This window comes from Parabacteroides sp. MSK.9.14 (assembly GCF_019041495.1).
GTDB classification, from domain to species: domain Bacteria; phylum Bacteroidota; class Bacteroidia; order Bacteroidales; family Tannerellaceae; genus Parabacteroides; species Parabacteroides merdae.
Window position 1 is genome coordinate 12593 of sequence record NZ_JAHPXO010000027.1, and the last position, 20942, is coordinate 33534.

The window sequence follows — 20942 nt, forward strand, 5'->3', positions numbered from 1 at the left end:
TCTCTTAATTCTTTAACTCTCTAATTTTCGAAGAAAACAACTCTTTAATCTTCAAAGGAAAAAATGAAGCAAAGCGAATTTTTACACCCTCTCCTTCCCCTGGCCCAAAAGGCGGGGGAAGCCTTCCGGATCAATCCGGTAGTCATCCTTGCACAAGCGGCGATCGAATCCGGTTGGGGCCAGAGCACACTTGCCGTCGAGCACCACAACTATTTCGGCATCACCGCCTACGGCCGTCCCAACGTCTGGTGGAAAGGCGAAGGCATCGAGCTCGGCGCCCACTCCCTCCGTTTCCGCGTCTACGACAGCCCCGCAGACTCCTTCATGGACTATGCCCGCCTGGTCCGCTCCGCCTATCCCTTTGCCGCCGATGCCAGCAACGACGCAAAAACCTTTGCCCGGAAAATCTCCCAAAGCAAATACATCAGCGAAGTCAACGGCGACAACCGCGCCGCCTACCAAGCCCTCTTAGTCAAAATCAGCAAAAAAATCGAAAAACAACTTCATTCATGATCCTTTTCAAGATCCGTTGTTTGGATTCTTCCAGCGTCATGCCGTTCTTCAAGGCCTCCTCCATAGACATGACAGGATATGCCTCGACAACAGGATTTTCAAGCGAATAAGAAACGCCCGGTTCCTGTACGGAAGAACTGTCCTTTTCGGATATGGTATAAGTTTTCAATTTTTTAATCTTTCTACAAAGAAACGATTTATTTCCCAATATCCAAGTCTCAAATCATAAATCATAATTCATAAATCATAAATCATAATTCATGAACATCCTTGAAACCATCCTCAATTTCATCACCACCCTCGCCCGGGTCATCTTTCCCCGGCGTAAACAACCGGTTGCCGGTGACAACCTTTGTCCTTGTCCTCTGCCTGAGCCTCCTATCCCTACTCTCCCTGTGGAGGGGGGATACGGAAATGACTCTCGCCGCTCTGGGAGCGATACTCTCGCTCCTCTCTCCCGGCCCCTCGAAGCCGACTGGCTCGGCCTCTCCGGCTACACCCTGATGCTCTCCGGCGGAATCGCCAGCCTCTACAAAGCCTTCCTCACATAAAGGCCCCTTCTGCATCTACTGCGGGATCGCATAAAAACCGCCTATATAATAAGGTTCCCTTTATGCGATCCCGCACAGAGCATTGGAACAAGTATTTCCTTATATAGCATTTAAATCAGGATTGAATTCATTATAAAACTTCTCTTGCCCGGAACCTAAAGAATCAACCTTTTGACACAAAAGCGTACAACCAAAATCATATATAGGCGTATGAGCAACACGCTTGTGGATACTGTCATTTTCATCAATTTCTATCCAATGTCGTAATTTTTCTTTTATGGAAAGAATCTCTTTATCTAAATCCGTCTTAAGCTCAGACGCCAACGATTCATTTCCCGTAAGAAGTTTTCTTTTGCTTAATAACTGGCTCAACTTCTTCTTAGAGTCAATTATCTCAAGATCGCCATGTTTATCAAACAACAATCCACATTTAAGAGAAAAATAGGCAAGAATTTCACCACATCGTGACTTAATTATATAAAATGCAGTATTTCCTTTTTCATCCTCCTTAAAAGCATTTCCCTGGATCATTTCTTGAAGTCCTGAATTTTTGCAACTTACAAAATTCTCCACTTCTCTCAGATGAGTGTCGTCACTTTTCAACCTTACGCATGACAAACCATCTAACCAATTTAATTGTTGTTCAGTTATTCGCATTTCAGCAGGAATCTACGGAGGCGAATGCGGGCAGCATCTTCTTGAATATCACTTGTCGATAGCTTACGAGAGGAATTCTGGTCGGAAGGGATGCCCTGGCGTGCCCTTTGCCAACTGATTTCGCCATGTGAAAGAATACTTAGACTCCATGCATCCTTCGGGGCATAAAGTTCAAAGACCTTATCAAATATTGGTTGATAAAAATATCCCAAATCCGAACTCAAAGGCTCTCCCAATTTTCCTTTCATGAACTTATTGTGTATATATGAAGAGACCGGACCATATTTCCAAGCCTCAAACGCCGCCGAAGTCATAGGCTTACCTGTTTGTATCATACATTCTCTCTGTGTGAAATAAAGAAGTTTATGAAGTTTCATCTCATCGATGGCTTCCCCATATTCTTCCTTATACCGCTCACAAATATATGCCGCTATTTTCAGTATGCCTACCATATCCTTCTTCTCTATTAGATTTGTGTTCAAAACTAACGATTTTCTCCTACATGAACAAATTAATCAGGTAACATTATTTTATTTCCCCTGCGACAAAGCGTTCACATAAGCGCCGTCTTTGGCTTCGAAGATGGTGCTTGGCTCTTTGACGTCCACGCTATGCCATACGCCCAAGGGAATCTGCACGCCGTATTTGCCTTCGCGCGGGCAAAGGGTCACGCGCGAGACCTCCGTGAATTTCCGTTCCCCTTCGGCTCCATCCGTAGCGGGCACCTCGTCATAGAGGACAACATCCAGCCACCCCTCTATGCAGACCGTCGTTTCCGCCGTCTCCGTATGCCGGTGAACCGGAACGACCGTCCCCGGTTCCAACGCATTGAGCATCCTCTGGCTCTGATCCCGTCCCGAAGTACGCAAATCAAAATTCATCCGCCTCCGCTCACTCGCCACCGCCTCCCGATGAAGCCCCGCAAGCAACTCCTTATCAATCCTTTGTATCTCCATACTATTCAACTATTCTATTTTTCAAGGGACACCCCCCTGTTTCCTATCAATATTTTCTCCAGACCATCTTGTTCACTACCAACCCATTCTTCTATTTATATATTCATCAACCTCATCTGTTGTGTAGTACGGTCCCTCATTTTCTATGTTTTTCATGGTATATTCGGCCACTTTTTGCAACAAATCATCAGGCATCACATATTCTTTATCTTTCGTTTCACGAATATCAACCAAAGACTTAACGAACCTATGCCCTTCCCGAAGTTTATCACCTTGCAGCCCCATAACTTCCTCAGTAGACCGGAAATCACCCCGTTCATAAGCTTTAACTGCGTAATCAGCAGATTTATCCAATATATCTTGCAACAACTGCACTTCAGAAGCCTCTTTTGAAGCCAGTTTTTTAACAAACTTATAAACCTCAGACAACTTTTCCTTATCCAACTTCATAAGTTCCTTAAAAATATCAGCACGTAAAGCATCTATGCCCAGAGTATTCATATCATCTTACATTTTCCAATTTATCACCAACCCAACCTCCAATCGACAAAGTCACAAACATCAGAAGTCACCGTTCCCACAATCATCCTTGTTAAGGAAGCAAATATAAGGATTATTCCGTACCGGCACACCCCTCCTTCTACAATTCTTGCCCCTCTTCTCCAATAATACCCATCACAAGAACAACTCCGTACGAAGATGCATCCCCCTCACCTCATCCAACCTCTCCTGATCCAACACCCCCGACTCCCAAAGCTCATCCAAACGCTCCTCCAACACCTGCGAAAGACGCCCGGTCAATTCCTCTTTTCCTTCCAGCAACTCCAACATCACTCATCTATTTATTTGTACTCATACACTCGATCCTTAATCTCTAACATCATGCTTGTCTCAATCATCTCTTCAATGATTCAAGATATTTCTCGTGCAGATGATAATATTTCTTCATAAACACGAGATATGCTACAGCCAGCAAAACGATCACGATACCCAAATAAACCCAATGAACAACCGCCTGATCCGGTAACACATATACCATAATCAAAGAAACAGCCAACTGCAACACCATATAAATAAGACTGACCACAGGATGAGACATATTCAATTCGTTCGCCATCAACTGGTATGCATGTTTTCGATGTGCCTCTCCCAAATTTTCATGAAGCATTATCCGATGACAGATCGTAAGGCAACCGTCCACTCCGTACACGACAAGAAAAGACAGCCAAGTTATATCTCCGGTCTGCATCACCAATTTCCCAATAGAGAACAATAAGATAAAAGCGATCCCGATACTTCCCACATCCCCGGCAAAACACTTCGCCCGATTTTTAGGACGGAAATTGAACAAACAAAACACCAGTACAGACAGGATCATGACAATCAAAAAAGAACTCTCCATAAAATGTATCTTTTTGTTCATCAACAACAAAGGAACAAGCACCGCCAAAGAATATCCTCCCGTAATACCATTCACTCCATCCATAAAATTGATAATATTCGTCGCTCCCACGCACACGATCAATGCAAGAATCACGATCCACCACATATCCAAATGCAAAATATCCAACTGATGGAACATCAACCCCATAGTTACAAACTGCGCTACAAGACGCACTGAGTCTGGCAAACTATGAATATCATCCACAAACGATATCCCAGCAGCCAAAGTCACCGCCGCCAACATCCACGGATACTGAAAACCATAAAATCCGCTCCATACCCATGCACCAACCAAAAAAATAATACCACCACCACGTAAGATAATCATCGAATGAGATGAACGCTCATTGGGTTTGTCGATGATGTTACACTTATCTGCAATGCGGAAATAAATAAGTTCTGCCAATAAGAGTATGAAAAAAATTAAAATATACATTTTCATTTCGTTTTGTTATTACTTACTATCAATACTATATTCGTATATCTATATTGGTGAAATCTTTTAATCGTGTGTATACCTAAAATAGATAGTTTCTGATTCTATATCGTTTTGCTTGCAATAATCACGCATCATACTTGGACTCTTTTCAACAAGCGTTTACTTTCCGAAGCTCCGGATTGTATCAATCAGACCATCCTTGGCACGAATCGGCATCGCATCAATACCCAATGCAGATTTGATCTTCTTGTTGCTCACCACATAGTTTTCCGTGAGTTTCTGCATACGGAGAGGATTCAACGGCAGGTGTAACCAACCGCCCACCTTTGCCACACCATTCATCAGCCCTTTCGGAATGCGCCAGATGTGTGCTTTCTTACCTATTGCCTCACAAATCACCTCAATAAGTTCGTTGGTAGAGAGAGCTTCGTCATCACCCATGTGGTATATACCCGAAGGAACAGACTTTGTCAACAACCCTTCTATCACAACACAAAGATTACCAATAGAAGTAAACGAGCGACGATTCTCAAACGCTCCCAATGGCCAAGGAATGCCTTTCTTCACCACACCATACAACATATTCAAATTACCCTTATTACCAGGACCATGAATCATGCAAGGGCGTATGATGTAAACTTGTTTATCCGATACAATACTATCGCTATCATCAAAATTGTGGAACGGACGTTTAAGAGCCTTCGGCGCAAACTTTTTGATGATATAGTCCTCCGCCTTAATCTTGCTCTCTCCATAAGGACCCACAGGTGTTGGTACACACTCTTCGGTCAGGAATTCACCCTTCACACGGTCGGCAGCACTCTTCACCGTAGAGAAAAACACAAACTTCTTGGCAGTTGGTGAAGCCATATACCAATCGAAGATTTTCTGCGTCAGTCCTGTATTCACCTTAAAGTAAACATCAGCAGCACTCTTATTGCGAGTGTCATGTGCCATTCCTGCCAAATGAATAATGGCATCAATTTCAGGTAGTCCATTTTCAACGTCTAATGCATCCCAACTGAAAGTACACATCACACCATCCTTCTGAGGTTGTACAATGTCCAACCCATATATTGTATTCTCCTTGGCGAGATATTTTACCAAATTTGAGCCTACAAAACCGTGGACTCCAGTAATCAATATGTTCATATCTTAAAATTCTTTTACCAAATTCAAATATTGGTCACATATCTGCGGCCATGTATAATTCTTTTCTACTATTTTACGAGCTTTCTCACCTTGTTCTTTCAAATTCTCATAGTCATTCTCCACAGTCTGCATATTAGCAGCCAACTGTCCTACATTCTTCACCTCACTCCAAAGACCAATTTTGTATTTTTCCAGAACCTCCATGATGGAAGGAATGCGAGTCACTACAGGAATCTTCCCATACGACATACCCTCAAGAAGAGCAATAGGTAATCCTTCCGAAGAAGATACTAAACAATAAGCCATACAGTTTTTTAACAATGCGCTTTTAGTATCCCCACATACAATCCCTGGAAATATGATGTTCTTGCAACCTGCTGCACGTTCCACGACTGTTTTTCCGTAAGCATTGTTAACATCACCACCTATCACCAGTTGATACTCACCATAATCATGCTGCTTAAAAGCGTCAATCAGTACTTCATAGTTCTTGATAGGATCTATACGTCCTATCGTCAAGAAAAACTTACCTACATTGATGCCATTCTTCTCCAGAACATTAGTATTCAATTCTTTTACTTCAGGCATAAACACACCACAAGGTAACACCCTACATTTCTTTCCGTATCGCTCATACACTTCCTGCGCCTTAGTATGGCTGACGGTAATCACATTGCGCGTAAATGCAAGGGCAATCTTCATTGTGGTTACCATAATTTTCTTCTTCTTTGCACTATGCTTTGGACTATCCTCTGGCAGACTATGAATTATTGCACAAGTCTTCATTCCAAACAGTCGAGCGATAAACGCAGGTATCACAGAATACGTCACTGTCTGATACGATACCATATCTATCTCTTTACGGTGTTTAATCAGATAAGGTATTGACTTGAAATATAAAGTAGGAAGACTCGTGATTGTACCACCATGAGTCTTGTATTGTTTTATGGTGACACCTTTATAGTCTGTTATTTTGTTACACGAACCAAACGCCATCACCAATGATTCGAAGCCACATTTTTTTAGGGCAAGTGCAAGGTTAAAGGTATAAGAGTTGATCCCATTCGGATCCTCATGCGCACCTATGAATACTGTTCTCATAAACTATTTAACGTCCTTCTATTAAATCCATGTATCTCCTTTCGAATAACTCCAATGAATAACTTTCTCTAAGAATCTGATTGCTTTTCTGTCCCATTTTGTTGCGTAAGTCAGAAGAATCCAACAGACGACAGAGTGACGCAGCTATTCCATTCACGTCACCTATAGGATGCAGAAACCCATTCTCTCCATCTATTACTAAATGATCATTGTCACCCACATTGGTTGCCACTACTGGCAAACTCCAGTTTAAAGCTTCCATGATACTATTGCTCGTACCTTCAAAAAGACTGGTAGAGAGATAAATATCAGCATTCTGTTCTAATTCAAATACGTTATTTGGCTTAATGTATATGTCGCTCTTCTTTTCTATGCCATATTCCTTCACCCAATTTCTAATCTGTCCTTCAAGTGAGCCATATCCTACGATGCTAAGACGGAAGTCGTTCCGCTCCAATAGGGCAACACCTGCTATAAGCGTCTCATAATCCTTCTGCGGGTCAAAACGACCGACTGTAATGATGTTTTTCACCTTATGTTCTTGGCGAGCTATAGGTTCGGCTATATTGGGAAAACAGTTCGGTATTACGATGTTCTTGCTCTTATGAAAGCCAAGATTTCCGAAATAATCCGCACCCGAATAGCAGTTGTAAATAGTGCCAGTAGCCCACAGATTATGCGCCAACTTCTCCATTAACATCTTACCTTTGGGTAGGCGAGAATTACGTATGCCATTATATACCCTTATACCACACATACGGCCTACGAACGAACCTACAAAATCAGGCATTGTAAGGTAGTTCAGTAGCACATCTGTTTTTGTCTCTTTCAAAATATTCCTAATATGCCCCATCTTCGAAAGCATATTGCCAAAGAGCTTATGCACTTTCACATTACTTTCAGCAAGTAAATCCACATTGTATTTATATTCCGGATAATCACCATACAACACAATCAAATTCACATCTGTCCGTTTTGATAGATGGGTAGCAAGTAATACCGCTTGTTTCTCCGCCCCTCCTGAATCTATTGTCGATACAAGAATTGAAATTCTCTTCATATATTCCTATTAGTGTTCTCTTTCTTTTATGAATTTTGCAGGATTACCTGCCCATACCTGGTATGGTGGAATATCTTTTGTAACAATACTACCGGCTCCTATAATAGCCCCTTGTCCTATAGTAACCGAATTGCAAATTACTACATTCACTCCGATGAATACATCGTCCTCTATATGGACCTCTCCGATCCGAAATCTTCTGCCTTTTGATGTTGGATCAAGATAATGGGTCAATATCTTTGTACCTGCTGTAATTGCTACATTATTACCAATAAAAATTTTGTCTGGAGCAACTGTATCAATTAACGTTCCACCATAAACCAAAGCTCGTCCTTTAATATTTACCCCCCCCATTTTCAGGAACTTAGCTCGATATTGAGGAAGCATAGGAAGTCCAGCAAGACCTAACCAAATCTTTCTCCACATGCGCTTGGGAGAATAAACTTCAAAAAAGTGTTTAACTGACATAATAATTATTAGATAATAATATTCAAAACCTGTTCAATCGTTGGAGCCATATCAAAATATTTATACTGACCGAGACGACCTCCAAAGATGACGTTTTCTTCCTGTTCAGTCAATTGACGATATTTCTCAGCAAGGGCATTATTACAATCATCATTTACTGGATAGTATGGTTCCATGCCTTCCTTATACTCTGTTGAGTATTCCTCCGAAACAACAGTCTTTAAACAATCATAAACCTCCTGACCAAACATCTCGAAATGTTTGTGTTCAATCACACGAGTATAAAGTTCATTGTGACTAGTGTAGTTCACCACAGCATTTCCTTGATAGTTAGGAGTATTCTCTACACGAGTTTTAAAACTAACAGTACGCCAGTCGAGCCTACCTAATTTGTAGTCAAAATACTCATCCACTGCGCCTGTATAAACGAGTTTGTCGGCATACTTCTGCCAATCTTTGTATTCAGAATGGAAGAAATCGACACCAATTTCACATTCAACTCCTTCAAGCAATCCATCAATCAGTTTGTTGTAACCTCCAATAGGAATTCCTTGATATCTGTCATTGAAGTAATTGTTATCGAAGATCATGCGCACCGGCAGACGCTTGATAATGAAAGCTGGAAGATCCTTGCAGTCACGTCCCCATTGTTTCTCCGTGTACTCCTTTATGAGCTTGTAGAAAATATCCTTACCCACAAGACAAAGTGCTTGTTCCTCCAAGTTCTGTGGTTCACGACCATCAAGAGCAGCTACAGCTTCTGCTTTCTGCTCGTCAATCTTTACTTGAGCCTCGGCTGGTGTATGTACCTCCGGCCACATACGATTGAAAGTATTCATATTAAAAGGCAAATTGTAGAGCTCACCTTTGTAGTTTGCCATAGGACAGTTTGTGTAGCGGTTAAACTCTACAATAGAGTTCACGAAATTCCATACCTCTTTGTTGTTGGTATGGAAAATGTGCGCACCATATTTATGCACGTTAATGCCCTCAATGTTCTCGCAATACACATTACCACCAAGATGTGGACGTTTATCAATAACAAGCACTTTTTTACCTGCATGTTTAGCTTTATAAGCAAACGTAGCTCCAAAAAGACCAGAACCAACAATCAAATAATCGTATTTCATAATTAATATCCTTTTCCTGCAATTAAACCATTTTGTGACACAATTCTCCCTGGGTTACCAGCAACACAAGCATTATCAGGGACATCTTTCACGACTACACTTCCTGCCCCGATCACAACATTATTTCCCACATGTATAGGTCCAACCAAAACAGCATTTGCCCCAATCATGACATTATCACCAATAGAAGGAACGCCTTTATGAGTCTTTCCTATTGTAACATTATGGAGTATTGTGCAATTCTTTCCTATTATAGCTTTCCGATGAATTACAACTGTTCCATAGTGAATCAATCTAAAACCTCCCCCAATTCGTGTTCCCAAAGGTATTTGTCTTCCTGTTCTACGCATTTTTCTTCGATAGAACAAAGTGAATATAAAACGTAAAAACCCATGATTACTATATTCTAACCAACTACCGATTCGAAACCAAAAAGTAAAAGAAAAAGATTCATTGAATAGAAGGTTCTTTATTTTTCCCCCCCCATTGTTAATAGCATTTAAATCGCTATTATTCAACAATTTACACTCGATATATTTCATCATCTTTCCAATTCTGACACAATATGTTTAGCAAAATCCATACGCCCTTCAGGAGTAAAGAAATGCTTGTAGTACTCTTGTGCTTTTTTAGCAAGTTCCTTATATTCTGGAGAAGTTGCCTTAGATAGTTTTTCTTTGAAATCGGAGAAATCCCATTTAAGTGGAATGTATGTTACTCCTGGCTGATATGCATTAGGATAAGTAACGCAATGACTCATGTCCTGTTTGATCATACAACCGCCATACACGAATGCCTCAAAGTCTCGACCACAAATCTCTCCCCAACCAAAAGGTGAAAGAATGCACTTGGAACTCTGTCCTTCCTTGATAAATTCTTCTTTGGGTATACGCTTAGTAATGTCCGAAATTTTGATGATAGACTCCCCCATCATCTCCATCATCAGTTCTCTACTACGAGAACGTGGATAGCCTGCAATAGGAGAATAACCACTGCCACGATACTGCACATCCAACGGACGCTCACTATCAGGACTCAAGAATTTTGGTTTCGTTACACTAAATGGATGCATGATAAGTTGAATAGGTTTAACGGCATATAAATCACCTATACCTACATTCCAAGCCACACGAAGTTTACTCAGATACTGCTTCTCTGTATGTGGATAGTATCGTTGAGTAATGACATCATCCTCAATCTTCAGCATGTCATGATAATATTCGCAAAATGTACGTGTACCATATACATCACGACAATAATCTTCAGTATTCTTAAGTACCTGTTTCTTGAAATAGAGATCAACGTATGGCATTACGTCGAACATACAAGTTCCTGTACTATCCGCTGTATCTAACCAAACGAGAGTATTACAATGAGCCTTGATTTTCTTCAGTACTTCAGCACGCTTTTCAGCTGTTAGTTTCATGCAAAAATCCGATGTGGAGTGATGGAAAGCCATCATCACAATATCAAATTTTCCCTGACATGCAGACTTTATAGAAGCATGTTCCAATTTCTTCTGAAGACTTCCACGGAAAATAGGAAAGTAATCTACAATACTTTGATACTCTACTTTATATCCTAATTTCTTAAATTCCTTGCGAGCAGCAAGCATAGGTTTTAGCCATCGATAAAGATAATGATGGCGTTCATAAATGAGGGTTATAGTACGCATGTATAATAAGGGCATTATTTAGTTGAACATTATTGACAGTAATTTTGCTGTTTCCGTGGTACTATTGAACTCCTTCATAGCCACCTCTTTACCTGTAGCAGCAATAATATCAGCCCGATCTGAGTATTCTGAAACTTCCATCATCTTATCAGAGATACTGGTAACATTACCAGGTTGAGCAATGAAAGCACTTTGTCCATCAGCAAGGAAATCCAAGATGTTTCCAACATCAGTCAGGACTACAGGCCTACAGGAAAGAAGATACTCACCAAGTTTTGTCGGAAAGCCATACTTCGCTTGAATGTTATCAGGACGTGCAAGAACTAACATCTCTGCATTCACGAAATACTGAGGTATTGCAGTAGGAGAAATGGAGTCTGTAAAAACTACGCTATCAAGAACGTTCGATGACCTCAAAAATTCTTCATACTCCTGCTTCTGTTCTTGCGACACGATAGGACCAATAATATAGAGTTTTCTGTCTTTATACTTCTTATGATATCTAACAAATGAAGCTATCAGGTCTCCAACACCATCCTTGCTATCCTTGTTGACATTACCACAGTAAGCAATATACTTTTCAACATTAGGGTCTCGCTTTATTCCTTCAAAACGAGATGAATCCACTATCATATTGATAATATGAATTTTCTTAGAATCCACGCCATAATCTACAAAATACTTCTTCAGATTACTCGAAATGACGAAGATACCATTCAAACGTTTCCAAAGTCTTTTATAGTAACACCATGGATAATTTTTTGGCTTAAACAAATCTGGACACTCTGTCAATTCAAAGTAAGTCTGTCTCCGCCTAAACCACACAAGGAAAGGCAGATATTCTGCAGATCCATACAGTAGCAATCTATCCTCTTTCTTTACTTCAGTAAGCAAAAACCAAATGGTGGTGAAAAAGGATAATAATTTAGAGAATATTTTATTTTGAACTCTACAAGGTTTTAGCCCTCTGATTGTGACTCCTTCCCTCGGATGGCAATTCTTCAACTCCATCCTTAGAAATACCACAATATCAACTTTATATCCTTGTTCAGCCGCACTATTAGCGTACGCTAATAATCTGTTGCTACTGGCAGAACCATAGCTGAACACCCAATTTAGAATGTAGAACTTTCCTTTTTTACTCATTTATTCAATTCCCATTTTTATTTTAAGACACTTTATTGCATCTGCCCTTCTTTTCATCTCACCACTCAGCGACGAATACCAATCTGACAATTCTTTTTTTTTCACCGCAGGCATTCCTGTGAGCAAAGCATTACCTTCAGGGAAGGATTTGGTGACTACGGAATTAGCAGCCACAACAATATGATCACCCAACATATCACCCCCTGTAATCTTTGCACCAGTAGATAAACTCAAACCTTTGCCTATTATTCTCCCTGTATCAGTAATACAAGTGGAGGTATGTAAAACGGCGTATGGACCTATCTTATTAGTGTTTCCCACAACGATGGTTCCATAGTGAGGAATGACCAATCCGTAATCGCAAGCATTATATCCGATACTGAATCCAAGTTTACGAGACAATCTAAAAAACAATAACTTATTGATTATAAGCAAAATACCCCCCCCGGAAATTTACATTGAGAGTAATATTGTACCTTTCTCATTATTTTAAGAAACTCCATGATGTAATCTGGAGCAACAAGATGCAATAACTTCATCTTGAGAGGTTCTTTGAAGTACCCTCTATTCATCATCATGTCCGCCTGAAGATAGAAGTGGAGGTGGTTGCGAGATCGTATATACATAATTTATCAATGTTAATTAGTTTGTTGACTGCTCCAACGAGCAAACAGAACTATAAGCATATAGAAATACCAATATGCCAATCGCCCAGCAGTCAGTGGCTCTAATGTAGAACAACAAGTCGCTAAAAAGAGTATCAATGATAAAACAATTGGTCTTTGTGATTGTCGATTCCATACTAGCTTTAAAGGATATATTAATAAGGATATAAAGAACAATAAGCCAGCAATGCCATAGTCAACCAACCACGCAATATAATCGCAGTGAAAGCCAAAACCTCCTGGAATTGCAAGTTCGAAGCCCCTCCTATATCCTATTCCAAATACTTTTTCAAGTAAAGACAGTTGTGAGTACGCATCTAACTTTGCTGCCCAAATAATTGTTCGAGCATTTCCAGTACCGTCATCACTCATAACTCTCTCTTCAAGTACCTTGAATAATCCCATACTATACATTATAACAACACTCAAAAAAACAGCTATAACTATTCCAAATTTTGAACTCGTTTTGATTCTTGCGAATAACGTAATAATCGTAATTGCAACAGCCATTGAAAGAAATGCTCCTCGTGAGGCATTAAGAGCAATCATTATCACTCCAATAATAACGATAAGCAAACAGAGATATTTAAATTTTTTGTTCGTATAAAGGTTATTTATAAGTACGTTGTAGGCAAGAACAATACCCATACCACATACATTGCCAAGATAATTAGAATCCTTCCATGCCGTTCGACCATCTTCAGAAACTTCTACAGCTCCACTCTGGCCATAAGTGAAGAAATATAGACATATAATCAGAGATACCATAATGAAGCTTAAAATATAAGAGCTTTCCTCATGTCCTTTTTTACTCACAAAAAAGAAAGATATTAATACAACCAACATGCTATAATCAATATTCTCTAACCTTTCTCCTCCCAGCAGATCAATACATAAAACATATAAACAGAAGCAGGTAAACAATATTGATGGACGTTGTGTTTTCAAATTTCTTTGCAAACCAAAGCCCAATAAAAGAAACATAATTATTAAATAATAATATAACTCTGTTGGCATATACGAGCATGAGAATCCATATGCCGCTATACCTGTGAAACATATCAATACTGGTACTATAAGATTGGGAGCATACAAATATGCAGGTATAATTAGAGCTGCCAAATACACCAATCGAATAGGCATAGGAGGAGCAACGATTGTACTGAACCATGTGCACAATATTACCAACAAAAAGAGATAATATTTATAGTATCTTTTATAGTATCTTGTTTCATTCATGTTTTTTTAAATCAAAAGTTTGTCAATTTGTGATAATATATACTGCTCATCAAAATCAATCGAAATATGTGGATTAAATCTTCTTTGTGTATGAATGATATTATCGATTACATCAGCCATTACCGTTAATGAACATATTTGCCCATCTTGTCCCTCTACAATAAATTCATGCGCTGAACCAAAATTATTCGTCACAACAGGAAGGTTTAATATCTTAGCTTCATTAAAAATCATAGGACATGCTTCTGAGCTGGATGTTGAAACTAACAAATCCGCCACCTTGAAGTATGGATATGGATTAGTTTTATTACCTAAACAAATGACCTCATTTTCTACGGAATAATCTGAAATAGCCTGCATCAATTTCCGATATGGCTCTATTTCATGCTTTCCTCCAAGTATATACCATTTAAAAGCAAGACCTCTTGTCTTTAGATTTGATGCTATTGAAGGAATAAGATTAAATTGTTTAACAGCAGATATTCTGCCGACGGAAATTATTGTAAATTCTTCTATACTAAAACGATCATCATCTATTGGTTCTTTCGATTTCTGGATAATCGCACTTGAGTCCATTATATTGTAAATAACTACCACTCTTGATTCAAGAGATGGAAGTAATTTACAAAATGAAACTCTTGTATACTCTGAAACTGTTACAATTTTGCAATATTTTGAAAACACTGCATATTCATCCATTTTATTTGTAAATATTCTCGAATAATCACAATGTATCCATGTGATTTTATTGGGATTGGAAAACTTAGCAACAAAAGGTAGTGACGCACTCTCCTGAAATGAGATAACACAATCATAGTTATCCTTTTCTATACTCCTTATGGTTGATGTTTCTATACAATTAGAGAAAAATTTCCCCAAAAAAGGTATTTTCAATATTAGTTTGAATAATATCAATATCAACTTCCGAATACCAGAACTATTTACGACATTGGCATTAAGCAAAGATGTACCAAGATTCTTTCCAATAGAGAATTGGGCAAGTTCTGATTGTAGGTGTTCACCATAGGTGTTCATCACGAAAAGATGGATATCGTATCTCTCAACAAATGTCGAATTAAGTAATGCAATTAATGAAGACAACACTCCACCAGTTCGACACCCCGGTACTACTATTAGTATTTTTTTCATATTGAATTCTGAATAAAGGAACGATAACGCTCTTGTTCACTTTTTAAGACTATGTTTACATGAACGTAATCAATTGGACAAAGAAGTTCCTCTTTTCTTCTTTCAAAATCTTCAACGCTTTCTACATACCTATATTCCAGCGAAAATAACTGTAATAGTGAACGCAGTCGAGTAAACTTTTTTTCTGATGCACAGAACACAAAGAACTGTTTGTTGAAGATGAGACTAAGAGCCAATCCATGAAATGAATCTGTAATAACGTATTCAGAGTTTCTGATTCGTGTAAGCCAGTGTCTTGGACCATTTAGAATCCTAGAAGAAAAAGAAGAGTGTACAAACAAGGGCAAACCAAGGGTGTTTGCAATATGATTCGCCTTCTCCTTCGCCTTACTATCATTCAAGAGAAGAAAAGGAAACACTTGATGCAGAGGTTTGTGATTTAGAACCAGATCCTCAAACTTTCCATATCCGAGTGTAGGGTCAGGAAGATTGATTGCTTCAAGTTTCATTATGCTATTGAGTATCTTGACCCCAGAAGATTCACGAACAGAAATAGCACAGAATTGCGAAAGCAAAGCTTTCGCGGCCGCTGTATACTTTTTGTCCTCGTCCCATACCTCTTTTCCAAAGCTTGATGACATAGCAACTTTTCGTTGGCCATTTACAAAATCAAGAAAAAAAGAATATCCAAAGCAACCTGTAATGTCACGATTCCATACTTGATCACTTCCTACAACAGTAACATCCGATTTAGGTAGATTGATCTCCTCAATAGAATATGCTTTATTTGTAAGTTTCGAAAAATACTTTTTCTTGAAAAACCAAAACTGAAATTCTCGGATACAATCCATCCAGTAGTGAATACTCTTCCAATTCCCTTTTTGAGAAGGATTGATCAGATTGATTACCCTAACAGTATGACCTGCTTGCTCGAGCATTCTGCAAGTAGCGAATGTCTGCATAACGGCACCATAGCATTTACCATAATGTATAGTCAAAAGATTTACTTTTGTCATATTATCGTATTATTTCAATTTCTGTTTTATCTGTCTTGTACACCTTTCTCATAAACTCAAGATAAAGAGGGAATGCGATATCGGCACCTTCATCAATCCAACTAAAAATAATTGGATTCTTTTGGCTTACATAGGGGGCTATAGATTTATATCCAGTGAGAGTACAAATCAAATTTTTTCTTTGATTACTTCTTCCATCTTCCGTTTTTATGAATAGTCTTGCGAATAATCCATTTACAAATAAAACTATTTTTAACCACAAGGCCATCCTCCCATTAATAAAGCATCGGTTTACAGTACAGCCGAGATTTTTGGAATATCCTTCCAATCGCTTAGCCCTATCTTGATCGTTTTCTTCTGCCATTTGTTGCATCTTGGCAGCATCACCAAAAGTCACCTTGAGAACAGTAGAAATGATCGTGCCTTCAACTTCATGTTTCTTGAACACTGAGTTTCTAAATTCATATTTGAAATCTTCAGGATGAAAAATCTTAATGGTGCCATCCTTCAGTACAACTCTTGCGCTCACAAGTAATTCAGAAATACTATTTTCTCTACATGAACTATTATTCACAAGTGCTGCTCCAACAGTACCTGGAAGTCCTGTTAAATATTCAAAGCCTTTAATACCTTGCTTTATCATTTGCTTGGAGAGGTTTATTACTCCCACACCGGCTTCACAGAAGAGTTCCCCATTTTCTACATGGAAATACTTGCACTTTGCAGTAGAGACCACAACAGGGATATTACATTCGTTCAAAATGTAAAGGTTGGAAGTGTGCCCTATTAATAGAAATGAAATCTCCTCCGAATAAAGGAAAGATACAATCGTCTCCAGTTCATCTGCACTTACAGGCGAGATAAATATACCTGCTATACCACCTCTATGAATCCAAGTTCTTTTTTTAAGATCAACATGAGTCTCATATTGAATCTTTTTGGTATCTAAGTATTTAGTCAATAATTTGTTTATCATTCTTTCGTTTAATAAAGTTCAAGAACATAGTCCTTTCAGACTTGTCAAGGACTAAAATATATGAAACTGTAATAGATATCAAAACACTCATAGCACCAGTCAGGAGCAAACGTAAGAAGGAAATAGGGAATATCATTGTAATAGCAAATGGAAGCAAAGGAACAAGGATCACAAAGGCCACACACGGGATAATTACTTTTCTACAATATTCCTTCAAACTATACGGATACACCTTTTTCAGAAGCAGATTACATACAAGTTGATTTACGATAGTAATAATAAGACTTACCCAGTAAACTACAACAGGATCAAAACCTAATTTCAAAAATACCCACGAAACTGGTAGGATAGCGCAAACCATCAAACAGGTTCCTATCTGATAGTTCTTCATCTTTCCTGTTGCATGAACGACCTGAGAGACAGGAGTATTTAAACTACTGATAATCATATTTACAAGTACTAATATTGTAAAGGGAATAGTATAGTCAGGAATGGTATCACCTAGCCACAAATGAAGAATATATTCTATCTCTATAATAACTGGTATTGAAAGCATAGCCAAAAGAATAAAAGACACCTTTGACAAACTATAAAATAGTTTTAATACTCTCTCGTTGTCTCCTGTTGCATAAGATTGTATCAATTGTGGACGGAAAGCAATTACAATATTTGATTGGAATCCCTGAATAGCACTCATCACCATATTCGAAACCCCACGAGCTGCATTAACTATAGGTCCAAAAAATACATTTAGGAGCATATTTAAACCTTGACTCTTTATCATGTAAGCAAACGAGCCCAATCCATTCCATCCTGAAAAAAACAACATCGGTTTAAAAAGTTGCTTTCTGATAATAAAATCAAACTTTAAATCTTGAAAGTGACATTTGGCATAACCATAATACAAGAAGAAGCAGATTAACGATACAAGCATATTAAAAGCTCCATAGAGAATCAGTTTATCAAATGTTGTATACTTAATTACATAAGCGACGCCTAACTTTGCCAACACCTCAAAAATACTGAGGTATGCATAATAGTCCATCTTTTCATACGCCATAATAGCAGCACTATATGGTATCTGAAGAACAAGAAGTATCAGTGATAGCACAGAAAACTGGAATACCCACTGAGCAGCAGCGAATCGGTCTATTGGAATAACCATCTGAGTATGAATATACCACATTCCAAATGTTTCAAGAAGAACCAATAAGATTACAACTAAAATACCTTGTATCTGGAGAGCTGTATTATATACATCTTTAATACTGTATCCATTCTTTCTTCCAAGAGAAAAATTATAAAACCTCTGTACACCATTAGACATTGAGGTATTCAAAAACGCAAACATTGTCACGAAACCACTGACAACATTATTAATTCCATAATCTTCAATGTCCAAAGCCTGTAGTACCACCCTAGTACTAAAGAGCGACACTATTAGCACCAATCCCATTCTCAAGTAGAGAAAGAGAGTATTCTTTGCTATTCTTTTATTATGTAATGACCTGTCTGACATTAGATACTATCTGTTGTTTTTGGCCAACAATTATATACACAAATAAATCCTTAACTTTATAAATTTAAACGAATGCCCATTGAAACCACTCACCTTAATAATATATAGTGGATTCCTTCGTTTATTTCACCATCTACAGCGAAGTCGGCAACTTTGCTCCTAAAAACTCATATAGTGAATATGGACATACTAATAGTGAATCATTAGCCCTAATTTTATAAAAGGTTATTTCCAACCAAATACAAAAAACATTGATTGCAAAAATTCAGTATCATTTGTATACTCGCCAAAACTACTTATGAGATATAATGTAAACAACACTATCCTCAACAAACTTCTCTTGAGCATCCGTGTTATTCTTTATCTTTAAACCTTTTCCCAAACAAGCACTAGAAGAAATATAAAAGTAACAAAGTATATATTCCCTAATAGGTATAATGATGATAAATCATTCGTAAATTGTCATATTCTATCCGTTATTTATACGATCCGAATAGTTATACAATACCAATTCATGTAACCTAATTTCTTCATTGGTGAATTTTTTCTTAATTACCTTAGCAGATATACCTCCGATAATTCTATATGGGGACAACTTTTTGTTACTACTGAACCTGCAGCCACAATTGTTCCTCTACCACTGATAACACCCTTGAGTATTGTCACATTAACGTCACGCCATATATCTTCCTCTATTACCACATCCTAATCATTTTCAGGAATCTTATCAACATTCCTTATTGAATCAAGAAATTTTCCAACCTTAAAATGATGAATACTTATAAAGATTACATCTGCACAATTCCAACCTTGAAATTCAAGCGTATTCCACTTTACTCCATATTCACTTTGGAGTTCCATGATCATATTTTCATGAGGTAAAAAAACTTATTAAAATTTCCTCCACACCATCTTATTAACAATCCCCACATAAGACTGTACAATCTTCACAACCTTTGTACTGACGTTCTCATCGACATAATCGGGAACCGGAATTCCGTGTTGACCGTCACGGCAAAGTTCAACGGCGGTATCAACTGCCTGAAGAAGACTTTTCTCGTCAATGCCAGCGATGATGAAGTCGCCTTTGTCTATTGCTTCGGGGCGTTCTGTTGATGTACGGATGCAGATGGCAGGGAAAGGATGACCGACACTGGTGAAGAAAGAGGATTCTTCGGGAAGAGTGCCTGAGTCACTGACTACTGCAAAAGCATTCATCTGAAGGCAATTGTAGTCGTGGAAGCCGAGAGGTTCGTGTTGGATGACACGTTTATCGAGTTGGAAGCCGGAGGCTGCAAGGCGGTTACGGCTGCGTGGGTGGCAGCTATAGAGTATCGGCATGTCGTATTTTTCTGCCATTTTGTTAATTGCAGAGAACAGGGATATGAAGTTCTTCTCTGTGTCGATATTCTCTTCACGATGGGCAGAGAGGAGGATATACTTTCCTTTTTCCAAACCAAGACGTTGATGAATATCACTTGCTTCAATCTCTACGAGGTTATTATGCAAAACCTCTGCCATAGGAGAACCGGTGACGTAAGTGCGCTCTTTAGGTAAACCGCAGTCGGCAAGGTAACGACGGGCATGCTCGCTATATGCCATGTTTACATCGCTGATGATGTCGACGATACGGCGATTGGTTTCTTCCGGCAGACATTCGTCTTTACAACGGTTACCCGCTTCCATGTGGAAGATGGGGATATGCAGACGCTTTGCTCCGATAACGCTCAGACATGAATTGGTATCTCCTAACACCAATACGGCATCTGGCTTTGCCTGTACAAAAAGTTTGTATGAGCAGTTGATGATATTGCCACAAGTGGCACCAAGATCATCACCTACGGCATCCATATAGACCTCCGGCTCTGCTAACTTCAAATCTTTGAAGAAGATGCCGTTAAGGTTATAATCGTAGTTCTGGCCTGTATGGGCAAGAATGACATCGAAATACTGACGGCATTTGTTGATAACAGCTGCAAGGCGAATAATTTCAGGACGAGTGCCGACTACTATTATCAACTTCAGTTTACCGTTATCTTTGAATTTTATATCTGAATAATCAAATTTGGGTTGCTTCTCCATATTAT

Annotated in this window: 24 protein-coding genes and 1 pseudogene; 2 read left to right on the plus strand and 23 right to left on the minus strand. The window is 38.7% G+C overall.

Annotated elements, in window-relative coordinates; genetic code table 11:
• The first annotated feature begins 63 nt into the window (after positions 1-63).
• Positions 64-513: a glycoside hydrolase family 73 protein gene (locus KTG12_RS14270; RefSeq protein ID WP_154291815.1), complete on the plus strand. Its 450-nt coding sequence runs from the start codon at positions 64-66 to the stop codon at positions 511-513.
• Here the strand turns inward: KTG12_RS14270 and KTG12_RS14275 are convergent.
• The gene (locus KTG12_RS14275; protein ID WP_240142609.1) at positions 479-682 is read right to left on the minus strand and encodes a hypothetical protein; all 204 of its coding nucleotides are present in this window, start codon (positions 680-682) and stop codon (positions 479-481) included. The two genes, KTG12_RS14270 and KTG12_RS14275, sit on opposite strands and share 35 nt — an antisense overlap.
• 91 nt (positions 683-773) lie before the next feature.
• On the opposite strand from KTG12_RS14275, the gene KTG12_RS14280 reads away from it, so the two are divergent.
• Positions 774-1064 (plus strand): hypothetical protein, encoded by a 291-nt coding sequence (locus tag KTG12_RS14280; protein WP_075964551.1) that lies wholly within the window; start codon positions 774-776, stop codon positions 1062-1064.
• A gap of 99 nt (positions 1065-1163) precedes the next feature.
• Here KTG12_RS14280 and KTG12_RS14285 read toward each other — a convergent pair whose 3' ends face one another.
• The 22 genes and pseudogenes from KTG12_RS14285 to wecB form a co-directional block, all read right to left on the minus strand.
• The gene (locus KTG12_RS14285) at positions 1164-1721 is read right to left on the minus strand and encodes a hypothetical protein (protein ID WP_155143757.1); all 558 of its coding nucleotides are present in this window, start codon (positions 1719-1721) and stop codon (positions 1164-1166) included.
• On the minus strand, positions 1712-2203 hold the full coding sequence (locus tag KTG12_RS14290) for a Panacea domain-containing protein (protein ID WP_240142608.1): 492 nt from the start codon (positions 2201-2203) through the stop codon (positions 1712-1714). Before KTG12_RS14290 ends, KTG12_RS14285 begins: the two co-directional genes overlap by 10 nt.
• Before the next feature lie 48 nt (positions 2204-2251).
• A complete protein-coding gene (locus KTG12_RS14295; RefSeq protein ID WP_155143769.1) occupies positions 2252-2677 on the minus strand; it encodes a WbuC family cupin fold metalloprotein in 426 nt (141 codons plus the stop codon).
• A gap of 75 nt (positions 2678-2752) precedes the next feature.
• The gene (locus KTG12_RS14300) at positions 2753-3178 is read right to left on the minus strand and encodes a hypothetical protein (protein ID WP_155143772.1); all 426 of its coding nucleotides are present in this window, start codon (positions 3176-3178) and stop codon (positions 2753-2755) included.
• 174 nt (positions 3179-3352) lie between these two features.
• The gene (locus KTG12_RS14305; RefSeq protein ID WP_155143775.1) at positions 3353-3508 is read right to left on the minus strand and encodes a hypothetical protein; all 156 of its coding nucleotides are present in this window, start codon (positions 3506-3508) and stop codon (positions 3353-3355) included.
• A gap of 64 nt (positions 3509-3572) precedes the next feature.
• Entirely contained in the window at positions 3573-4562 is a 990-nt protein-coding gene (locus KTG12_RS14310) for a glycosyltransferase family 4 protein (RefSeq protein ID WP_158534063.1), read from the minus strand.
• A 156-nt stretch (positions 4563-4718) separates the two neighbouring features.
• Entirely contained in the window at positions 4719-5711 is a 993-nt protein-coding gene (locus tag KTG12_RS14315) for an NAD-dependent epimerase/dehydratase family protein (RefSeq protein ID WP_075964545.1), read from the minus strand.
• 3 nt (positions 5712-5714) lie between these two features.
• On the minus strand, positions 5715-6812 hold the full coding sequence (locus tag KTG12_RS14320) for a glycosyltransferase family 4 protein (protein WP_075964544.1): 1098 nt from the start codon (positions 6810-6812) through the stop codon (positions 5715-5717).
• Positions 6813-6819: 7 nt separating this feature from the next.
• Complete coding sequence (locus KTG12_RS14325) at positions 6820-7872, minus strand: glycosyltransferase (RefSeq protein ID WP_075964543.1); 1053 nt, start codon at positions 7870-7872, stop codon at positions 6820-6822.
• Between the two features lie 9 nt (positions 7873-7881).
• Positions 7882-8340, minus strand: a complete 459-nt coding sequence (locus tag KTG12_RS14330; protein WP_122115701.1) for a DapH/DapD/GlmU-related protein — start codon at positions 8338-8340, stop codon at positions 7882-7884.
• Positions 8341-8348: 8 nt separating this feature from the next.
• Positions 8349-9473, minus strand: a complete 1125-nt coding sequence (gene glf, locus KTG12_RS14335) for a UDP-galactopyranose mutase (protein ID WP_087880653.1) — start codon at positions 9471-9473, stop codon at positions 8349-8351.
• Positions 9473-10015, minus strand: coding sequence for a serine O-acetyltransferase (locus KTG12_RS14340; RefSeq protein ID WP_216945463.1), 543 nt, complete (start codon positions 10013-10015; stop codon positions 9473-9475). The genes glf and KTG12_RS14340 overlap by 1 nt, the downstream gene beginning before the upstream one ends.
• Entirely contained in the window at positions 10012-11145 is a 1134-nt protein-coding gene (locus tag KTG12_RS14345; protein ID WP_149935943.1) for a hypothetical protein, read from the minus strand. The genes KTG12_RS14340 and KTG12_RS14345 overlap by 4 nt, the downstream gene beginning before the upstream one ends.
• 18 nt (positions 11146-11163) lie before the next feature.
• Positions 11164-12291: a glycosyltransferase gene (locus KTG12_RS14350; protein ID WP_075964539.1), complete on the minus strand. Its 1128-nt coding sequence runs from the start codon at positions 12289-12291 to the stop codon at positions 11164-11166.
• Entirely contained in the window at positions 12292-12693 is a 402-nt protein-coding gene (locus KTG12_RS14355) for a serine acetyltransferase (protein ID WP_149935942.1), read from the minus strand.
• A 236-nt stretch (positions 12694-12929) separates the two neighbouring features.
• Positions 12930-14195, minus strand: a complete 1266-nt coding sequence (locus KTG12_RS14360) for an O-antigen ligase (protein WP_216945464.1) — start codon at positions 14193-14195, stop codon at positions 12930-12932.
• Positions 14196-14201: 6 nt separating this feature from the next.
• A complete protein-coding gene (locus tag KTG12_RS14365; RefSeq protein WP_075964535.1) occupies positions 14202-15344 on the minus strand; it encodes a glycosyltransferase in 1143 nt (380 codons plus the stop codon).
• Positions 15341-16360 (minus strand): polysaccharide pyruvyl transferase family protein, encoded by a 1020-nt coding sequence (locus KTG12_RS14370; protein ID WP_075964534.1) that lies wholly within the window; start codon positions 16358-16360, stop codon positions 15341-15343. Before KTG12_RS14370 ends, KTG12_RS14365 begins: the two co-directional genes overlap by 4 nt.
• A gap of 1 nt (position 16361) precedes the next feature.
• Positions 16362-17336 (minus strand): FAD-binding protein, encoded by a 975-nt coding sequence (locus KTG12_RS14375; protein ID WP_075964533.1) that lies wholly within the window; start codon positions 17334-17336, stop codon positions 16362-16364.
• Positions 17314-18855 carry a lipopolysaccharide biosynthesis protein gene (locus tag KTG12_RS14380; protein ID WP_075964532.1) on the minus strand — a complete coding sequence of 514 codons (1542 nt, stop codon included), beginning with the start codon at positions 18853-18855 and terminating at the stop codon, positions 17314-17316. Before KTG12_RS14380 ends, KTG12_RS14375 begins: the two co-directional genes overlap by 23 nt.
• Positions 18856-19372: 517 nt before the next feature.
• Positions 19373-19467 (minus strand): annotated as a pseudogene (locus KTG12_RS22305) (type B chloramphenicol O-acetyltransferase); the annotation flags it as partial.
• A 279-nt stretch (positions 19468-19746) separates the two neighbouring features.
• Positions 19747-20937 carry a non-hydrolyzing UDP-N-acetylglucosamine 2-epimerase gene (gene wecB, locus KTG12_RS14385; RefSeq protein WP_155143788.1) on the minus strand — a complete coding sequence of 397 codons (1191 nt, stop codon included), beginning with the start codon at positions 20935-20937 and terminating at the stop codon, positions 19747-19749.
• Positions 20938-20942: the final 5 nt, after the last annotated feature.

What these genes read in the sequence shown, in the direction of transcription:
- KTG12_RS14330 (WP_122115701.1), bottom strand. Translation starts at nt 8,340, where the DNA reads ATGTCAGTTAAACACTTTTTTGAAGTTTATTCTCCCAAGCGCATGTGG.
- KTG12_RS14325 (WP_075964543.1), bottom strand. Translation starts at nt 7,872, where the DNA reads ATGAAGAGAATTTCAATTCTTGTATCGACAATAGATTCAGGAGGGGCG.
- KTG12_RS14380 (WP_075964532.1), bottom strand. Translation starts at nt 18,855, where the DNA reads ATGTCAGACAGGTCATTACATAATAAAAGAATAGCAAAGAATACTCTC.
- wecB (WP_155143788.1), bottom strand. Translation starts at nt 20,937, where the DNA reads ATGGAGAAGCAACCCAAATTTGATTATTCAGATATAAAATTCAAAGAT.
- KTG12_RS14360 (WP_216945464.1), bottom strand. Translation starts at nt 14,195, where the DNA reads ATGAATGAAACAAGATACTATAAAAGATACTATAAATATTATCTCTTT.
- KTG12_RS14340 (WP_216945463.1), bottom strand. Translation starts at nt 10,015, where the DNA reads ATGATGAAATATATCGAGTGTAAATTGTTGAATAATAGCGATTTAAAT.
- KTG12_RS14300 (WP_155143772.1), bottom strand. Translation starts at nt 3,178, where the DNA reads ATGAATACTCTGGGCATAGATGCTTTACGTGCTGATATTTTTAAGGAA.
- KTG12_RS14365 (WP_075964535.1), bottom strand. Translation starts at nt 15,344, where the DNA reads ATGAAAAAAATACTAATAGTAGTACCGGGGTGTCGAACTGGTGGAGTG.
- KTG12_RS14315 (WP_075964545.1), bottom strand. Translation starts at nt 5,711, where the DNA reads ATGAACATATTGATTACTGGAGTCCACGGTTTTGTAGGCTCAAATTTG.
- KTG12_RS14280 (WP_075964551.1), top strand. Translation starts at nt 774, where the DNA reads ATGAACATCCTTGAAACCATCCTCAATTTCATCACCACCCTCGCCCGG.
- KTG12_RS14310 (WP_158534063.1), bottom strand. Translation starts at nt 4,562, where the DNA reads ATGAAAATGTATATTTTAATTTTTTTCATACTCTTATTGGCAGAACTT.
- KTG12_RS14285 (WP_155143757.1), bottom strand. Translation starts at nt 1,721, where the DNA reads ATGCGAATAACTGAACAACAATTAAATTGGTTAGATGGTTTGTCATGC.
- KTG12_RS14270 (WP_154291815.1), top strand. Translation starts at nt 64, where the DNA reads ATGAAGCAAAGCGAATTTTTACACCCTCTCCTTCCCCTGGCCCAAAAG.
- KTG12_RS14305 (WP_155143775.1), bottom strand. Translation starts at nt 3,508, where the DNA reads ATGTTGGAGTTGCTGGAAGGAAAAGAGGAATTGACCGGGCGTCTTTCG.
- KTG12_RS14370 (WP_075964534.1), bottom strand. Translation starts at nt 16,360, where the DNA reads ATGACAAAAGTAAATCTTTTGACTATACATTATGGTAAATGCTATGGT.
- KTG12_RS14295 (WP_155143769.1), bottom strand. Translation starts at nt 2,677, where the DNA reads ATGGAGATACAAAGGATTGATAAGGAGTTGCTTGCGGGGCTTCATCGG.
- KTG12_RS14345 (WP_149935943.1), bottom strand. Translation starts at nt 11,145, where the DNA reads ATGCGTACTATAACCCTCATTTATGAACGCCATCATTATCTTTATCGA.
- KTG12_RS14375 (WP_075964533.1), bottom strand. Translation starts at nt 17,336, where the DNA reads ATGATAAACAAATTATTGACTAAATACTTAGATACCAAAAAGATTCAA.
- KTG12_RS14350 (WP_075964539.1), bottom strand. Translation starts at nt 12,291, where the DNA reads ATGAGTAAAAAAGGAAAGTTCTACATTCTAAATTGGGTGTTCAGCTAT.
- KTG12_RS14320 (WP_075964544.1), bottom strand. Translation starts at nt 6,812, where the DNA reads ATGAGAACAGTATTCATAGGTGCGCATGAGGATCCGAATGGGATCAAC.